This window comes from Streptomyces sp. NPDC111656, from assembly GCF_055656965.1.
Map to the genome: position 1 here is coordinate 546,082 of NZ_JBVKCA010000005.1, position 16,743 is coordinate 562,824.

The 16,743-nt window shown below is 70.6% G+C and carries 16 protein-coding genes; 12 read left to right on the forward strand and 4 right to left on the reverse strand.

Annotated features, from left to right (window positions below):
- Positions 1–100: 100 nt before the first annotated feature.
- Positions 101–1,510 carry a type I glutamate--ammonia ligase gene (glnA, locus tag ACZ7M3_RS18700; RefSeq protein ID WP_054229275.1) on the forward strand — a complete coding sequence of 470 codons (1,410 nt, stop codon included), beginning with the start codon at positions 101–103 and terminating at the stop codon, positions 1,508–1,510.
- 86 nt (positions 1,511–1,596) lie between these two features.
- Here glnA and ACZ7M3_RS18705 read toward each other — a convergent pair whose 3' ends face one another.
- On the reverse strand, positions 1,597–1,908 hold the full coding sequence (locus tag ACZ7M3_RS18705; RefSeq protein WP_472064510.1) for a hypothetical protein: 312 nt from the start codon (positions 1,906–1,908) through the stop codon (positions 1,597–1,599).
- A gap of 360 nt (positions 1,909–2,268) precedes the next feature.
- On the opposite strand from ACZ7M3_RS18705, the gene htpX reads away from it, so the two are divergent.
- The 3 genes from htpX to ACZ7M3_RS18720 all read left to right on the forward strand — a co-directional run bounded on the left by htpX (position 2,269) and on the right by ACZ7M3_RS18720 (position 5,575).
- Entirely contained in the window at positions 2,269–3,192 is a 924-nt protein-coding gene (gene htpX, locus ACZ7M3_RS18710; protein ID WP_388535954.1) for a zinc metalloprotease HtpX, read from the forward strand.
- Positions 3,193–3,284: 92 nt separating this feature from the next.
- The gene (gene pspAB / locus ACZ7M3_RS18715; RefSeq protein ID WP_095855073.1) at positions 3,285–3,869 is read left to right on the forward strand and encodes a PspA-associated protein PspAB; all 585 of its coding nucleotides are present in this window, start codon (positions 3,285–3,287) and stop codon (positions 3,867–3,869) included.
- A gap of 71 nt (positions 3,870–3,940) precedes the next feature.
- Positions 3,941–5,575, forward strand: a complete 1,635-nt coding sequence (locus ACZ7M3_RS18720) for a phosphotransferase (protein ID WP_472064512.1) — start codon at positions 3,941–3,943, stop codon at positions 5,573–5,575.
- A gap of 64 nt (positions 5,576–5,639) precedes the next feature.
- On the opposite strand, the gene ACZ7M3_RS18725 is transcribed toward ACZ7M3_RS18720, so the two are convergent.
- Complete coding sequence (locus ACZ7M3_RS18725) at positions 5,640–6,086, reverse strand: FxLYD domain-containing protein (RefSeq protein WP_355308488.1); 447 nt, start codon at positions 6,084–6,086, stop codon at positions 5,640–5,642.
- Between the two features lie 206 nt (positions 6,087–6,292).
- Between ACZ7M3_RS18725 and ACZ7M3_RS18730 the strand changes: the two genes are divergently transcribed.
- A complete protein-coding gene (locus ACZ7M3_RS18730) occupies positions 6,293–7,525 on the forward strand; it encodes a winged helix DNA-binding domain-containing protein (protein ID WP_472064514.1) in 1,233 nt (410 codons plus the stop codon).
- A gap of 581 nt (positions 7,526–8,106) precedes the next feature.
- Here the strand turns inward: ACZ7M3_RS18730 and ACZ7M3_RS18735 are convergent.
- Positions 8,107–8,415, reverse strand: a complete 309-nt coding sequence (locus tag ACZ7M3_RS18735) for a hypothetical protein (RefSeq protein WP_054230803.1) — start codon at positions 8,413–8,415, stop codon at positions 8,107–8,109.
- Between the two features lie 258 nt (positions 8,416–8,673).
- Entirely contained in the window at positions 8,674–9,171 is a 498-nt protein-coding gene (locus tag ACZ7M3_RS18740; RefSeq protein WP_472064516.1) for a hypothetical protein, read from the reverse strand.
- Between the two features lie 188 nt (positions 9,172–9,359).
- Here ACZ7M3_RS18740 and ACZ7M3_RS18745 point away from each other — a divergent pair, with 188 nt between their 5' ends.
- The 7 genes from ACZ7M3_RS18745 to ACZ7M3_RS18775 all read left to right on the forward strand — a co-directional run bounded on the left by ACZ7M3_RS18745 (position 9,360) and on the right by ACZ7M3_RS18775 (position 16,604).
- Entirely contained in the window at positions 9,360–9,722 is a 363-nt protein-coding gene (locus ACZ7M3_RS18745) for an arsenate reductase family protein (RefSeq protein ID WP_388535951.1), read from the forward strand.
- A 119-nt stretch (positions 9,723–9,841) separates the two neighbouring features.
- Positions 9,842–10,525 carry a hypothetical protein gene (locus ACZ7M3_RS18750; RefSeq protein WP_472064518.1) on the forward strand — a complete coding sequence of 228 codons (684 nt, stop codon included), beginning with the start codon at positions 9,842–9,844 and terminating at the stop codon, positions 10,523–10,525.
- 472 nt (positions 10,526–10,997) lie between these two features.
- Positions 10,998–12,026 carry a glutamine synthetase gene (gene glnII, locus ACZ7M3_RS18755; RefSeq protein WP_075026477.1) on the forward strand — a complete coding sequence of 343 codons (1,029 nt, stop codon included), beginning with the start codon at positions 10,998–11,000 and terminating at the stop codon, positions 12,024–12,026.
- 444 nt (positions 12,027–12,470) lie between these two features.
- Entirely contained in the window at positions 12,471–13,091 is a 621-nt protein-coding gene (locus ACZ7M3_RS18760; protein WP_472064520.1) for a winged helix-turn-helix domain-containing protein, read from the forward strand.
- Between the two features lie 99 nt (positions 13,092–13,190).
- Positions 13,191–14,183, forward strand: coding sequence for an NAD-dependent epimerase/dehydratase family protein (locus ACZ7M3_RS18765; RefSeq protein WP_472064584.1), 993 nt, complete (start codon positions 13,191–13,193; stop codon positions 14,181–14,183).
- A gap of 505 nt (positions 14,184–14,688) precedes the next feature.
- The gene (locus ACZ7M3_RS18770) at positions 14,689–15,963 is read left to right on the forward strand and encodes a sensor histidine kinase (RefSeq protein WP_472064522.1); all 1,275 of its coding nucleotides are present in this window, start codon (positions 14,689–14,691) and stop codon (positions 15,961–15,963) included.
- Entirely contained in the window at positions 15,948–16,604 is a 657-nt protein-coding gene (locus ACZ7M3_RS18775; protein WP_472064524.1) for a LuxR C-terminal-related transcriptional regulator, read from the forward strand. The genes ACZ7M3_RS18770 and ACZ7M3_RS18775 overlap by 16 nt, the downstream gene beginning before the upstream one ends.
- Positions 16,605–16,743 lie beyond the last annotated feature (139 nt).

The window sequence follows — 16,743 nt, forward strand, 5'->3', positions numbered from 1 at the left end:
ATCCCCCATCCCTAAGGTCGGCTCCAGCGTGTGCCACCGCACTGGCCGCACGAACGAACTACCACCCCGGTCCACTGTGGGCGGGAGTAGGAGGAGCTGGATGTTCCAGAACGCCGACGAGGCCAAGAAGTTCATCGCGGACGAGGACGTCAAGTTCGTCGACGTCCGCTTCTGCGACCTGCCGGGCGTGATGCAGCACTTCACGATCCCGGCCGAGGCCTTCGACCCGGCCGAGGAGCTCGCGTTCGACGGTTCCTCGATCCGCGGTTTCCAGGCCATCCACGAGTCCGACATGGCGCTCCGCGCCGACCTGTCCACCGCGCGCGTCGACCCCTTCCGCCGCGACAAGACGGTCAACATCAACTTCTTCATCCACGACCCGATCACGGGCGAGCAGTACTCCCGTGACCCGCGCAACGTGGCGAAGAAGGCCGAGGCCTACCTCGCCTCCACCGGCATCGCCGACACCGCGTTCTTCGGCCCCGAGGCCGAGTTCTACGTCTTCGACAGCGTGCGCTTCGACACCAAGTCGAACGAGGCCTTCTACCACATCGACTCCGAGGCCGGCGCCTGGAACACCGGCGCCCTCGAGGACAACCGTGGTTACAAGGTCCGCTACAAGGGCGGCTACTTCCCGACCCCGCCGGTCGACCACTTCGCCGACCTGCGTGCCGAGATCTCCCTGGAGCTGGCCAAGTCCGGCCTCCAGGTCGAGCGCCAGCACCACGAGGTGGGCACCGCCGGCCAGGCCGAGATCAACTACAAGTTCAACACGCTGCTCGCCGCGGCCGACGACCTCCAGCTCTTCAAGTACATCGTGAAGAACGTCGCCTGGCGCAACGGCAAGACCGCGACCTTCATGCCGAAGCCGATCTTCGGCGACAACGGCTCGGGCATGCACGTCCACCAGTCGCTGTGGGCCAACGGCGACCCGCTGTTCTACGACGAGGCCGGTTACGCGGGCCTCTCGGACACCGCCCGCTACTACATCGGCGGCATCCTCAAGCACGCCCCGTCGCTGCTCGCCTTCACGAACCCGACGGTGAACTCGTACCACCGCCTGGTCCCCGGCTTCGAGGCCCCGGTCAACCTGGTGTACTCGCAGCGCAACCGCTCCGCGGCCATGCGTATCCCGATCACCGGTTCGAACCCGAAGGCCAAGCGCGTCGAGTTCCGTGCCCCCGACTCCTCCGGCAACCCGTACCTGGCCTTCTCGGCGCTGCTGCTCGCGGGCCTCGACGGCATCAAGAACAAGGTCGAGCCGGCCGAGCCGATCGACAAGGACCTCTACGAGCTCGCCCCCGAGGAGCACGCGGGCGTCGCCCAGGTCCCGACCTCCCTCCCGGCCGTCCTCGACCGCCTCGAGGCCGACCACGAGTTCCTGCTCGCGGGCGACGTCTTCACGTCCGACCTGATCGAGACGTGGATCGACTACAAGCGCACGAACGAGATCGCGCCGCTGCAGCTGCGTCCGCACCCGCACGAGTTCGAGCTGTACTACGACGTCTAAAAATTACGACGTCTGAAGATCACGACGCCTGAAAAACTGAGGGCCGCCACCTGTGTGTACAGGTGGCGGCCCTCGGCCGTGATCCGTCAGGGCACCACGATGACTACGACTCCACCACCGCCGAAGCCGTTGTTGAAGCCGTTGTTGAAGCCGAAGCCGTTGTTGAAGCCGAAGCCGTTGTTGAAGCCGAAGCCGGTGTTGAAGCCGTTGTTGAAGCCGAACCCGCAGTTCCCGAATCGGCCGCCCCAGTTGGAACAGCCGTGGGTGGCGACCTGGGTGTGGGCTTGGGCCGGGGCAGCTGCCGAGGCCGTACCTGCTGCGCCGATCGCGGCGCCTCCGGCCATCAGAACGCCGATGGCGGATACCGCGAAGAAGCGCCTCGCACGTTGTGCCTTCATGGATGAATCCTCCTTGCACCCCTCGTGCGGTCTTTCGGAGGCACGAGACGGATGGCAGATGGCCGTGACCGCGGCGGAGCGGGTCCGGCGCGATTCTCGCCCGAGTACGCGGAGTACGTTCGAGCCGCCGACGCGTGCGGCGGGCGTACTCCGATGGCGGCTCTTTTCATTAAGAGCTGCTCGCGGATAAAGGCTAGTCGGCGATCGACCACTCGGCATCTTGGACGGAATCCCCCAGATCCCGCCCGGAATCCCACAGGTCGCCTTTGCACCTCCTAGAGCTGTTCGGAACCGCTTCATGGGCATCCGCAGGTGCACACTGGACAGCGGGGCGAGTGCCTTACTGCGGGGGTGATGCAGATGCAGAGCCGGTTCCGGAGCGATCCGCGGTTGACCGCACGCATGACGGTCACGCTGTTCCTGCTCGGATTGCTGTACGTGGCCTTCGTCGCCGCGTTGATCGTGCTGCTGAAGTCCTGGGTGCTGGTCGTGGTCGTCGCGGCCCTGATGCTCGGCGCGCAGTACTGGTTCTCGGACCGGATCGCGCTCTACGCGATGCACGGCCGGATCGTGGAGCGCGAGGAGTATCCGCAGCTACACGGAGTCGTCGACCGGCTGTGTGCCGTCGCCGACATGCCGAAGCCCCTGGTCGCCGTGTCGGACATCGACATGCCGAACGCGTTCGCGACCGGGCGGAACGCCGATCACGCGGTCCTCTGCGTGACCACCGGGCTGCTGCGGCGGCTGGAGCCCGACGAGCTGGAGGGCGTGCTCGCGCACGAGCTGTCGCACGTGGCGCACAAGGACGTCGCCGTGATCACCGTGGCCTCGTTCCTCGGGGTGATCGCCGGGCTGATCGTGCGGTTCGCCTTCTACTCCCAGCTCTTCGGCGGGCGCGGCCGCAAGGACCAGAACACCGTGGCGATCTTCATGGCGGTGATGGCCGTCTCCGCGGCCGTGTACGCGATCAGCTTCCTGCTCATCCGGGCCCTGTCCCGGTACCGCGAGCTGGCCGCCGACCGGTCCGCCGCCCTGCTCACCGGCCGGCCCTCGGCGCTGGCGTCCGCGCTGACGAAGGTCTCCGGGGACATCGCGCGGATCCCGACCAAGGACCTGCGGACGGCACAGGCGTTCAACGCGTTCTACTTCACGCCGGCCTTCGGTGCCGAACCGGGGATCGCGAAGCTTTTCTCGACCCACCCCAGCCTGGAGCAGCGGCTCGAACAACTGGGCAGGATCTCGGCGGAGCTGGGTGAGGCGGCGACTCCGGAAAACACCGCCTGACTCTTCTTCCTGTCCCTTCCTGTCCCCTCCCTACCCACCCTGCTCATCCTGGGCCATGGCCCTTCGTCCCTTCCGGAAAGGCAGCCGACTGCATGGGGTTCCTGGACATCCTGCTCGGGCGTACCAAGGCCGTCGCGCCCGATCTCGACCAGCTCTTCGGGCTGCCGTCGGCGGCCCTGACCCTGCAGGCCGCCGCCGGATTCACCCCGACCGGGACGGGCGCGGTGTGCTTCGCGAGCGTCGAGGGCGGGGCCTTCGCCCAGGCGCACCAGGAGGTGCAGGAACTGCTCGACGCGGATGCCGAGCGCACGGGTCCGCCGGTGGAGGTCAGCCGGGACGAGTACGGGTACTCGTGGCTGGTCTCGCGGCGGGAACCGGACGATCTGCCCGCGCTGGTCAGTGATCTGCACGCGGTCAACAGCGCGCTGGAGGGCAGCGGCTTCGGACCCCAGCTGCTCTGCTCCGTGGCGGGCTTCCAGGACACCGGGCAGCGACGGCTCGGACTCGTCTACCTCTACAAGCGCGGCACCTTCTATCCCTTCGCACCGCTGGCCGGCGAGGCCCAACGGCGTGACAACGCGCTGGAACTGCAGGTCAAGGCCGCGCTCGCGGACGATCTGCGGATCGAGCAGGATCTCAGCCGCTGGTTCCCGATCTGGGGTGCCCCGGGTCTGTGACCTGGCCGGGGCCGTCGGTACATGCCGTCGGTAGATGGAGAGTGGAAGAGCGGGCGTGGGTGAATGGGGGGATGCTCGCCTCCTTCGCACATGATCACGACGGTGAACGACTGAGCTGCGTCAGCGGCGGCGGTGACGACGGCCCTGGCGCCGCGGCCACCGTCGTCCTGCTGCACGGCGCGGGCCTCGGCGACAAGGAGCGACTGCTCCCACTGCTGGAGGAGTTCGTGGCACGCGGCTGCCGGGGCCTCGCCCTCGACTTCTCCGGACACGGTGAGAGCTCGGGCGAGCTCAAGGACCTGAGCCTGCGCCGACGCTTCGAGCAGGCCGTCTCCGTCATCGACGCGTCGGTCCCGGCGGACGGTCCGCTGATCCTCGTCGGGTTCAGCATGAGCGGCCAGACGGTGGCCGATCTCGCCGGGTACTACGGGCGGCGCGTGGTGGCGCTGGGCCTGTGCGCGCCCGCGGTGTACGGCGCCGAGGCCTGGCAGGTTCCGTTCGGGGAGGGCGACGGGCGCTTCAGCGAGATCATCCGGGCGCCGGACAGCTGGCGGCAGGCCCCCGCGCTCGACGTGCTGCGCGGGTACGACGGCCGTGCGGTCCTCGCCGTACCCGGTACGGACGCCGTCATCCCGCCCGCCGTCACCGAGGCCGTGGCGGACGCGCTCACCGCCCGTGCCCAGTTCACCCGGCTCGCATTCCCCGACGCCGACCACATGCTGGGCCTGTGGCTGCGCGAACATCCCGCCGACCGGGCGCGGTTCGTGGACGCCGTACTCGTGGGACCGGGCGAGCGGGGGTGGACCGCGACCCGCGGCTGGGTGGCCAAGCAGCTTCCGGCCGGCAGGAGCGTACGGGAGTCCACGGCCCTGCGCGGCGGCTGGAGCTCCCAGATGCGCCGGCTCACCCTCGACGACGGTACGGGGCTGGTGCTGCGGTCGTTCGTGAAGCCCTTCTACCGCCGTCACGCGCCCGGCCTGCTGGCCCGCGAGGCGTCCGTCCTCACCCTGCTCGCCCCGTGCGAGGACGTCCCCACGCCCGAGCTCCACGCCGTCGACGCCGCCGCCGAACACTGCGACCACCCCTCGCTGTTGATGTCCTCGCTGCCGGGCCGGGTACGGGTCGACGAGGAGGACCTGGACCGGCGCATCGACCTGCTGGCCCGCCAACTGGCCCGCATTCACACGGTGGTTCCGGCCGACCGCCCGCGCCCGTACCAGGCATGGACCTCGCCCGAACGGGTCCGTGCGCCCCGGGGCGCGCTGTGGGAGCGGGCCGTGGACGTGATCCGGCGCGAACCCCCGGCGTACGAAGGATGTTTCCTGCACCGGGACTTCCATCCCGGCAACGTGCTCTTCACCGGCGCGGGCGACACACTGCGGATCAGCGGGGTGGTCGACTGGGTGGAGACCTCGTGGGGGCCCGCCGACCTGGACGTGGCCCACTGCTCCACGGCTCTCGCGCTGCTCCACGGGGAGGCGTACGGCCTGGGGTTCCGCGCGCGGTACGAGGCACACGGCGGACGCCGACCGGCCGACGCCGAGGAGCACTTGTACTGGCGGCTGCTGGACGCGCTGGCCTACTCCCCCGACGCCGAGAAGCTCGCGGTGCCGTGGCGGGAACTGGGGCGCGCGGACCTGACCCCCGAGCTGCTGGGCGAACGGCTGACGGCGTATGTGACCGGGCTGTTCGAGCTGTACGGCTGAGGCATCGGCTTCGGCCAGGGCCACGGCGAGACGGCCGCCGGAGCGGGAGGCGCGTTCGCGGGTGTCAGGTCCGTACGGCGCGGGCCACGTCGGCGGTGATGTCTCCGGAGAGGGTGCGGGTGCTGCGGGCTGTGGCGTCTTTGGCTGCGCCCGCCGGGACGTCGTTCAGGGTGACGACGACCGTGTCGAGGAGGTTGCCGCCCTTGTCACGGAAGTTGACCTGGACCGCGTACGTCTTCGCCGCGGACGTCGGGTTGGTGGCGGTGGCCTTGACGGTGGCCCGGCCCGCGGAGTCGATGGTCACCCGGTCGCCGAGCTTCACCTCGTCCTTGGCGTCCAGGCCGTTCTTGAACTCGTCGAGCTTCCGCCGGGCCTCGGCGGTCGCGGAGGCGAGCGAGTCGCCGGCCTCGGACGCGAGGGAGGAGGCGGCGGAGGCCACATCGGACGGGGTGGTGCCGTTGGAACAGCCGGCCAGGCAGGCGCCGAGGGCCAGCAGGAGCACGACAGCCACGGCCCCCGGGCCGGTCCGTCGTACGCCGGGCGCTGGTATCCCACGCGCCCCGAGCGCCCTGCCTCTCCCTCGTATCCCGCGTATCCCTTGCCTCGCGTGCCGCGCCATGTCGTCTCCCGACGTTCCGCTGCGGATTCCCGGTTCAGTCAAGGCCGTGAGCAGGGCGTACGCATGGCGGGGGCGCCGATCGGGTGAGGCGCGAGAGGATGCGGGGACGGCAGCTACGAGAGGGAGGCGGCGTGGACGAGGAGCGGCGGCACATCGCGGTGGCGGAGCGGCGGGCCCGGCTCGCCCTGCGGCACCGGCTCGCGGGGGCGGCGCGCGCGGCGAGCCCCGAGGAGGTCGCCGGGTCCCTGGTCGCACTGCACGGGACCGATCCGGCGACGGTGTACCTGGCGGTGGGCGCGCGGCTCGCGGACGCCGGGAAGACGGTGGCGGAGCTCGACCGGGCGCTGTACGAGGACCGGACGCTGGTGCGGATGCACGGCATGCGGCACACCGTGTTCGTGTTCCCCACCGGGCTGGCCGCGGTGGTGCACGCCTCGACGGGGCTCGCGATCGCCGCGAAGGCCCGGGTCGGGCTGGTCAAGGACATGGTGAGCGGCAGCGACGGGCGGCTGAGCGAGGAGTGGCTCGCCGAGGTGGAGGCGTCCGCGCTCGCCGCGCTGGCGCGGCGCGGGCAGGCCACGGTGAACGAACTCGTCCAGGACGAGCCGCGGTTGAGGGAGCAGTTCACGTACGGCGCGGGGCGGAGTTACGAGAGCGCGCACACCGTGTCGTCCCGGCTGATGCGGGTGCTCGGGGTCGAGGGGCGGGTGGTGCGTGGGCGGCCGCTGGGGTCCTGGACGTCGACCCAGTTCCGCTGGGCCGTGGCGCCGCCGCATCCCGAACTCCCGCCCTCCGAGGCCCAGCCCGAGCTGCTGCGCCGCTGGCTCGCGGTGTGCGGGCCCGCCACCGAGGCCGACCTCAAGTGGTGGACGGGGTGGAAGGTCACCGATGTGCGGCGGGCGCTGGCGGCGATCGGGGCGGTGGCCGTGTCGCTCGACGACGGAGCCACCGGATATGTGACCGCCGACGACATCGCCCCCGTCCCGGGCCCTGTCGCGCCGTGGGCCGCGCTCCTCCCCGGGCTCGATCCCACGGCCATGGGATGGCAGGAACGGGACTGGTACCTCTCCCCCTCCCTCCGTCCCGCGCTCTTCGACGGCAGTGGGAATGTCGGGCCGACGGTGTGGTGGGACGGGCGGGTGGTCGGGGGGTGGGCGCAGCGGGCCGATGGGGCTCTGGTGTGGCGGGTGTTGGACCCTGTCGGGGTGGGGCGGGAGGCGCTGGCCGCCATCGAGACGGAGGCCGCCCGTCTACGGGCCTGGCTGGGCCCGACCCGGATCACGCCTCGCTTCCGAACCCCCCTGGAGAAGGAACTGACGACGGGGCAGTGACGGAGCGAAGGGGCTCCGCCCGGGCCTCCGGGTGTGCCGTTCGGCTGCGGGTCGGTAGCGGTTGCTCGCGCAGTTCCCCGCGCCCCCAAGGCGGGGGCTTCGCCCCGCGTCCCCCGCCCACCCGATTCGTTTGGCTGCGGGCCCGGTGGGGGCTGGGCGCGCAGTTCCCCGCGCCCCTAAAGGCCCAGGGTCGTCCGGCGCCCCAGGACGAACCCGAAGACCGCACCCCACCCACCCCGGCCCACGCCTTCAGCCCGTCCGACAACTGAGAACGAGGCCCGAGACCGCACCCCACCCAACACCGCCCGCGTCTTCAGCCCGTCCGGCGTCTGAGGTCGAGGTCGGGGGCCGCACCCCACCCACCCCAGCCCGCGCCTTCAGCCCGCCCGACAACTGAGGACAAGGCCGAGGGGCGCACCCCACCCACCCCGGCCCACGCCTTCAGCCCGTCCGGCGATTGAGGACGAGGCCGTTCAGGCCGATCGGGGGTTTGGGGGCGGAGCCCCCAAGTACGGATGGGGCGGGTAGGGGCGGCGGGGGCGAGAGACGTTGCCCCGGCCGCCCCCCCCGCCCCCCCGCGCTCAGCGCGCGTACCGCATCAGCGCGCGCACCATGTGGCACGTGGTGTCCGACGGCGGATGAACACCGATCGCCTCCGCAGTACTGCGGATCTTCTCGTTGCGGGCCTGATTCGGAACGTACACACCGGAGTCGAGCAGAGCGATCGCGAGACGCATCGCCTTGAGCCGGCGGTTGTGCGTGACGTACCACTCGCGAGGCCGCCCAGGCGGCAACGGGCGCTTCGCCACGGGCTCGTACGGCAGGTCCATCAGGACCGCCCTCTTGGACGTGGACTGAGTGGGCAGCGGCTTCAGTGCGGCAGCGGGCACAGGCATCCTCCTGTCGCGGTCAGGGCGCCATCCGGACCCCCCGGCGACACCCTCGAACACTGCCTCCAGTTTACTGCCCGGCACTGACATCCAGGGAGTCCATAGAGTCCAGCAAACATCCAGGTAGGCAAGGGAATTGCCGCCGCGTCACAGCAGCTCCGCGAGAGGCGCGTGAGGCGGCGGCAAATTCGAACAGACCCTCCGGTGGCACGGCGGGGACCCGCCCGTCACCCACCGGCAAAGACGCGGCTCGCGCCGTCAGGAGTAGGTCCAGCGCCACCCGTTGCGGTAGGCGCACGTGATGCCCGCACCGCCGGCATCCGTCGTCGAAGCGCCGTGGTCCCTGTTCCGGCAGTACTGCCCCGCCTCGTAGCAGTTGCCCGAGTTGGAGACGATCGAGCAGGTGCCGGTGTCGCTGCTCCCACTCGTGTCCGCCCCGGCGTCCTGCGCGGCCTCGGTGACCGTTTTGGTGGGGCCCGGCGTCCGCACCGTCTTGGTGACGGTGGCCCGCGGCTTGGGCGTCGCGGTGACGGTCGCGGTGGCGGTGGTGGTGGCAGTGGCGGTCACCGTGATCGTCGGACGCGGCTTGGCAGCCGCAGCCTTCGCCGCGTTCACCTCGTCCTGCGCGCTCTGAGTGCCACCCATGACTCCCAGACCGAACAGGAGGATCGCCGCCGCCCACACGCGCTTGCGCTTGCGCCAAGGCCGCGTGTCCGGCGGGCGCGGAGCAGGCGGCATCGTGTACGGGTCAGTCATCTCGTCCCCCCTGGCTGTGCTTTCGGGATGACGCTAGTGCCTGGGTGTGGCATATGACAGAGGCATGGAGATGGAGTGATGATCTTGTGATGAACCGCGCGGTGCCGGCCTCGCGGAGACGGACGGGGACGGACGGGGGAGCTTCCTGCGCACCGGCGGGAAAGGGGGGCCCGCGTAACGTGTGCGGCATGGAGATCTGGATCAATCCGGCCTGTTCGAAGTGCCGCAGCGCCATCAGCCTGCTCGACGCGGAGGGGGCGCAGTACACCGTCCGCCGCTACCTGGAGGACGTACCCACGGAGGACGAGATCCGGGGCGTACTGGAGCGACTGGGCCTCGAGCCGTGGGACATCACCCGGACGCAGGAGGCCCTCGCGAAGGAGCTCGACCTGAAGTCGTGGGCGCGCGACGACAGTTCGCGCGGACAGTGGATCAAGGCGCTGGCCGAGCACCCGAAGCTCATCCAGCGTCCGATCATCACGGCGGACGACGGGACGGCGGTCGTGGCCCGTACGGAGGAAGCCGTTCGGGACGCCTTGGCTCGCATGTGACCCAGGCCACTGCACTGACTCGTGTTAACCATTGAGTAACCCTGTTCGGCATCTCGTACATAGCGGCACACGGATCGCATCCGGCCGCCGCACGAGGCGGCCACGGACAGGAGGCGTACATGTCGCGTAGAAGGACTCTCAGTCCCAAGAAGAAGATCGCGCTGCTGGTCAGTGCCGCCGCCGTGGCGGGAGGTGGCGCCTTCGCCATGGCGGCCACCTCGAACGCGGCGCCGACCGAGAACGGCCGGACCCTGTCCGCCGCGGACTCGACGGTCTGCCAGGGGCTCACCACCGCCCTCGGCAACAACCAGAAGTTCATCGACGGCCAACGGGCCAATCCCGACGCGCAGTCGGCGGCGCGGATCGCCAACCGCGAGGCGGTCATCGCACAGATCAAGGTGCAGCAGAAGGCGTCCGGTTGCGCGGTTGGGGAGTCGGCTCAGGACTCCCAGGCCACGCAGCCCGCGCAGTCCGCCCAGCCGGCGACGACCACACCCGCGCAGCAGCAGACCACCGCACCCGCGCAGGGGACGGGTGGTGGTGGCGCCGCCACCGGCCAGCAGGTCTGCAACGGTTCGACCGTCACCCTCTCGGGCGAGGCGGGCGCCCCTGCCGCGTCCAGCAACCAGTTCCCGGCCGGGACCAAGCTCAAGGTCACGAACCTGGACAACAACAAGTCGACGACCGTGCAGGTCACCTCGGTGTCGGGCAGCTGCGTACTGCTCAACAACGCGGCGTTCGAGCAGGTACGGGAGCCGGGCAAGTTCCTGATCCGCCGGGCCCGGATCGAGAAGGTGGGGTGAGCGCCCACATCTGACGACTGAGGAACTCCGCCGAAGGGACGGCGGTACCGGCCGGGCCGCGTGCGGCAGCAGCCCCGCGGCCCGGACCGCCGCCCGGTGCGGGTCGTGCGTCCTGCTGTTCGCGGCCACGAACAGCAGGACCGGCACGTAGAGCGAGTTCACCGGGCGGAGAGCCCGGTGCTGCGCGCCCGCAAACCCATCGCATACGAGCCGCCGCCACCGGGACCGGAAGGACCACGGTGGGCCGACGCGTGTGCTCGCGGCCTTCGCGAGCGGGCCGCCGACAGTGGTCGGAATCGCTCTCAGCGAGTGAGTCGCAGCACAGAGACACCCGGTAACACGGGGTTCACATTCGAGCAATGATCGGGAAATCGCCTGTTGACAGGCTGCCGGGCAGTACCGCGGCGCCCCAGTGCCGCAGCGCCGCAGCACCCGCAGTGCGCCCTAAGACACACCCCGAAGGATGTGGCCCGTGACCTTCAAGGCTGAGTACATCTGGATCGACGGCACCGAGCCGACGGCCAAGCTCCGTTCCAAGACGAAGATACTGGGCGACGACGCCAAGGGCGCCGAGCTGCCGATCTGGGGCTTCGACGGGTCTTCCACGAACCAGGCCGAGGGGCACGCCTCGGACCGCGTACTCAAGCCCGTCGCCACCTTCCCGGACCCGATCCGCGGCGGCGACGACGTCCTCGTGATGTGCGAGGTCCTGAACATCGACATGACGCCGCACGAGTCCAACACCCGTGCCGCGCTGGCCGAGGTGGCGGAGAAGTTCGCCGCGCAGGAGCCGATCTTCGGTATCGAGCAGGAGTACACCTTCTTCGACGGGGAGCGCCCGCTCGGCTTCCCCGTCGGCGGCTTCCCGGCCCCGCAGGGCGGCTACTACTGCGGCGTCGGCGCGGACGAGATCTTCGGCCGTGACGTCGTCGAGGCGCACCTCGAGAACTGCCTCAAGGCGGGCCTCGGCATCTCCGGCATCAACGCCGAGGTCATGCCCGGCCAGTGGGAGTTCCAGGTCGGCCCACTGGCGCCGCTGGAGGTCTCTGACCAGCTGTGGGTGGCCCGCTGGCTGCTCTACCGCACCGCCGAGGACTTCAACATCTCCGCGACCCTCGACCCCAAGCCGGTCAAGGGCGACTGGAACGGCGCCGGCGCGCACACCAACTTCTCCACCAAGGCGATGCGCGAGGGATACGACGCGATCATCACCGCGTGCGAGTCGCTGGGCGAGGGCTCGAAGCCGCTCGACCACGTCAAGAACTACGGCGCCGGCATCGACGACCGCCTGACCGGTCTGCACGAGACCGCCCCGTGGAACGAGTACTCCTACGGCGTCTCCAACCGTGGCGCCTCGGTGCGCATCCCGTGGCAGGTCGAGAAGGACGGCAAGGGCTACATCGAGGACCGCCGCCCGAACGCCAACGTCGACCCGTACGTCGTCACGCGCCTGCTCGTCGACACCTGCTGCACCGCCCTGGAGAAGGCCGGCCAGGTCTGATCCGCCCCGCACGCCACGCGAGGAGGCGCCCACCGTCATGGTGGGCGCCTCCTCGCGTCGCGCGACATCGGCCTCGTCGTACGAGGTCATTCGTGGTCGTACGAGGTCAGCCGCGTCGTACGGCGTCAAGTTCACGCCAAGGACCCGTCCGACCTGTGAGAGGAGTCTCCTGCCCGGCTCCGGCTTCTGCTTCAATGGGGGCATGGTCGGTTTCCAGAAGTACACCGCGACGGGTCGCCCCGACCTGGAGCCCTTCTGGCCTTCCCGTCAGCATCACGACTTCGACCGGGTGTGTTGCCGCGCGACGAACGCGCCGGCCCTCTAAAGCCGTACACCCCCGGCCTTCGGCCAGCGCGCACGACGTACGTCCTCGACGGCCCCGACCACGAACTCGCGGTCGTCGACCTTCCCGACGAACTTCTCGCGCGAAAGAGCTGACCTCTCATGGCGACCACTCGTTCCTTCTCGTCCGTCGCGACCTCCCCCACTCTCGACTTCGCTCGAGCGGGGGGACCCCCATCCGCACCGGCACCCGCCCCCGTCCCCGCGCGGCACCGACTCCGTGCCGTCCACCGGGACGAGGTGGTCGACGTCGCGGACTTCCTGCCGCCGGGCGCCACCTGGCTGCCCGCTCCCCCGCACACCCTGCCCGTGCTCCCCGGCCAGCCGCCGATGATCGGCTACCTGGTCCTCGTACCGGCCGACCAGCAGCCCCTGCTGCCGGTCGCCGTCCCGGACTCCCCGGCCCCCACCGACGCCGCCGTGGGCGACGATCCGCTCGTCCGCATCGACCCCGTGCAGCGCACCGCCGAGGTCGACGGGCGGCCGCTCGACCTCACCTACCTGGAGTTCGAGCTGCTCGCGCACCTCGTCTCGCATCCGCACCGGGTGCACACCCGCGACCAGTTGGTCACCACCGTGTGGGGCTACGGGCACGTGGGCGACGGGCGGACCGTCGACGTCCACGTCGCGCGGTTGCGGCGCAAGCTGGGGGCGCAGCACCGGCAGGCGATCCAGACGGTACGGCGGGTGGGGTACAAGTACGCGCCTCCGACGGGGCGTTGACCCTCCCCGCGGCTCAGGAACTCTTCTGTCAGCAGATTCCCGTTCCGTCCGGCGGATCCTGCGGGCAGAGTCCTCCGTATGACACCCAAGAAACTGCTGATGCTGGGCGGTACGGATTTCGCGGGGCGCGCCGTGGTGGAGGCGGCGCTCGGCCGTGGCTGGGAGGTGACCGTCTTCCACCGCGGGCACCGCGAGCCGCCCGCCGGGGCGCGGTCCTTGCTGGGTGACCGCACCGCCCCGGACGGGCTCGCGGCGCTCGCCGACGCGTCCACCGAAGGTGCGTGGGATGTCGTCGTCGACACCTGGTCGGCGGCGCCGCGGGCCGTTCGCGACACGGCCCGGCTGTTGGCCGACCGGGCCGGGCGGTATGTGTACGTGTCGAGCTGCTCGGTCTACGCGTGGGCTCCGCCCGCCGACTACGCCGAGGACGCGCCGCTCGTGGAAGGGGCGTCCGAGGACGCCGAACAGACCGATTACGCGCAGGACAAACTGGGCGGCGAGCTGGCCGCCGTGTCCGCGTTCGGCGCGGAGCGCTCGTTGCTCGTGCGGTCCGGGCTGATCCTCGGGCCGTACGAGAACATCGGGCGCCTGCCGTGGTGGTTGACCCGGATCGCCCGGGGCGGTCCCGTACTCGCGCCCGGCCCCCGGTCCCTCCCCCTCCAGTACGTCGATGTGCGTGATCTCGCGGAGTGGATCCTCGGGGCGGCGGATGCGGGGGTGAGCGGGGCGTACAACCTGATGAGTCCGCAGGGGCATACGACGATGGGGGAGCTGCTCGACGCGTGTGTCCGGGTCACCGGGGCGCGGGCGGAACTCCGTTGGACGGAGCCTTCCGTGGTCCTCGACGCCGGGATTCAGCCGTGGACGCAGTTGCCGGTGTGGGTGCCGGTGGGGTCCGACATGCATGACGCTCTTCATCGGGCGGATGTCTCCCGTGCGGTGGCGACGGGACTGCGGTGTCGGCCCGTCTCGGAGACGGTCGCGGACACGTGGACCTGGCTCCAGGGCATCGGCGGGGTGGCCCCCCGACGCCCGGACCGCCCCCCGGTGGGCCTCCCGCCGCACCTGGAGACAAAGGTACTCGCCCAGTAGCGCCACCCCATGTCCTCGCCCCCGCCGCCCCTACCCGTCCCATCCCTGGGGGCTCCGCCCCAGACCCCAGGGGGTGGTCTTTCGGCCGCGGGCCGGTGAGGGCTGGTCGCGCAGTTCCCCGCGCCCCTCGGGCGGGGGCTTCGCCCCGCGTCCCCCGCCCGCCCGGAGTCCTTCGGCTGCGGGCCCATGGGGGTTGCTCGCGCAGTTCCCCGCGCCCCTGAAAGCCTCAGTCCGTCCGGCGTTTGAGGACGAGGCCGATCCGGCCGATCGGGAGGCCGGGGGCGCAGCCCCGGCTCAGGGGCGCGGGGAACTGCGCGATCGGCCCCCACCGGCCCGCAGCCGACGAACCCACCCGGGGGTCTGGGGGGCAGAGCCCCCAGGTGTGGATGGGACGGGTAGGGGCGGCGGGGGCGAGGAGGAGCCTGCCCCGGGGTGCACCTGGCACCACCCCCACCCTGGTGCTCGGCCCAGTGACCCCGAGGGGCGGGTCGGTGAGACTGGCGGTATGGAGATGTGGAGCGGCAGGGGCATACGGACGCGCGGGCCGGAGGTACTGGTCGCCGGGGGACGAGGGCTGATGCTGGCCGTCGAGGGGTTCACCGGAGCGGTTGTTCTCTTCGTACTGTCCGTCGTGTCGATCCTGCTCGTCCCGGTGGGGGTGGGGATCGTCACGACCCCTTGGGTCCTGACCGGCGTACGGGCCTTCGCGGACCGGCGACGGATCATCGCCGCCGAGTGGTACGGGATACGGATTCCGTCCACGTACCGGAGCCTGCCCGCGGACACGACCCCGTGGACGCGCTGCCTCCGCATGCTGGGGGACCCGGCGACCTGGCGCGACCTCGGCTGGCTGGTGGTCGACATGACCGCCGGGTTCGTGACCGCGCTGCTGCCCGCCGCCCTCCTCCTCTACCCTCTGGAGGGCTTCGCGCTGGCGGCCGGCCTGTGGCGGGTCGTCACGGACGGCACGCACGTGGGGTGGTGGTACGGCTTCGTGCCGGTGTCGGGGCAGGGCTCCGCCCTCCTCGCGGGGGCACTGGGCGCGGCACTCCTCGTCGCCTCCTATGCCCTCTCCCCCGCCCTCCTGCGGGTCCATTTCCTCCTCACCCGCTCCGTCCTCGCCTCCGGCGACGGCGAACTCGCCGAACGGGTCCGCGTCCTCACCGAGACCCGGCGCACCGCCGTGGACACGTCGGCGGCCGAACTCCGCCGTATCGAGAGGGACTTGCACGACGGGGCGCAGGCGCGACTGGTCGCCATGGGGATGGACCTGGGGACCGTCGAGGTCCTCATCGAGAAGGACCCGGCCAAGGCCCGACAGCTGCTCGCCCGGGCCCGCCGGTCGTCCGCCGAGGCGCTCACCGAGCTGCGCGACCTCGTACGGGGTATTCATCCCCCCGTGCTCGCGGAACGTGGACTTGGCGACGCGGTAAGGGCGTTGGTGCTGCGGCTGCCGCTCGTGAGCGAGGTGGACGTCGACCTGGACGGCCGTGCCGACGCGCCCGTCGAGTCCGCCGCGTACTTCGCCGTCAGCGAGGTACTGACCAACGCGGTCAAGCACTCCGGAGCCGAACGCGTCTGGGTCGACCTCCAGCACAGGGACGGAACGCTCCGCATCACCGTCACCGACGACGGGGAGGGCGGTGCCCGGGTCGGCGCGGGCTCGGGGCTCACCGGCGTCGAGCGGCGGCTCGGTACATTCGACGGCGTCCTGGCCGTCAGCAGCCCCGCGGGCGGTCCCACCATGGTCACCATGGAGATCCCTTGCGTGTTGTCCTAGCCGAAGACCTGTTCCTGCTGCGCGACGGACTGGTCCGGATGCTCGAGGCGTACGACTTCGAGATCGCCGCCGCCGTCGAGAGCGGGCCCGAACTCACCTGGGCGCTGGCCGAGTTGGCGCCGGACGTCGCCGTGGTCGACGTACGGCTGCCGCCCTCGCACACGGACGAGGGGCTGCAGTGCGCGCTCCAGGCCCGTCGGGAGCGGCCGGGGCTGCCGGTGCTCGTGCTCTCCCAGCACGTGGAGCAGCTGTACGCACGGGAGTTGCTCGCGGACGGCACGGGCGGGGTCGGTTATCTGCTCAAGGACCGGGTGTTCGACGCGGAGCAGTTCATCGACGCCGTACGGCGGGTCGCCGCGGGTGGGACCGCGATGGATCCGCAGGTGATCCAGCAGTTGCTGGCGCGGCGTTCCCACACCGCGCAGCCCCTCGGGCGGCTGACCCCGCGTGAGCTGGAGGTGCTCGAACTGATGGCGCAGGGACGCTCGAACGCGGCGATCGCGGCCCAACTCGTGGTCACAGAACGGGCGATCGCCAAGCACACCTCCAACATCTTCACCAAACTGGGGCTGGAGGTCTCCGACGATGACAACCGGCGCGTACTCGCCGTACTGGCGTATTTGGATCACGGCAGCCACTGAGGACGAAGGACCCGCCGACGCCGTTGAATATCATTCAAACCTGTTTTCCGAGATCAACTCCTCGAAAAACATGCGCTTCTGAGCCCATTGCGCCGGAAATGACCTCACGAACTTCTAAGATTTTCCTGGGTTTCTGAAC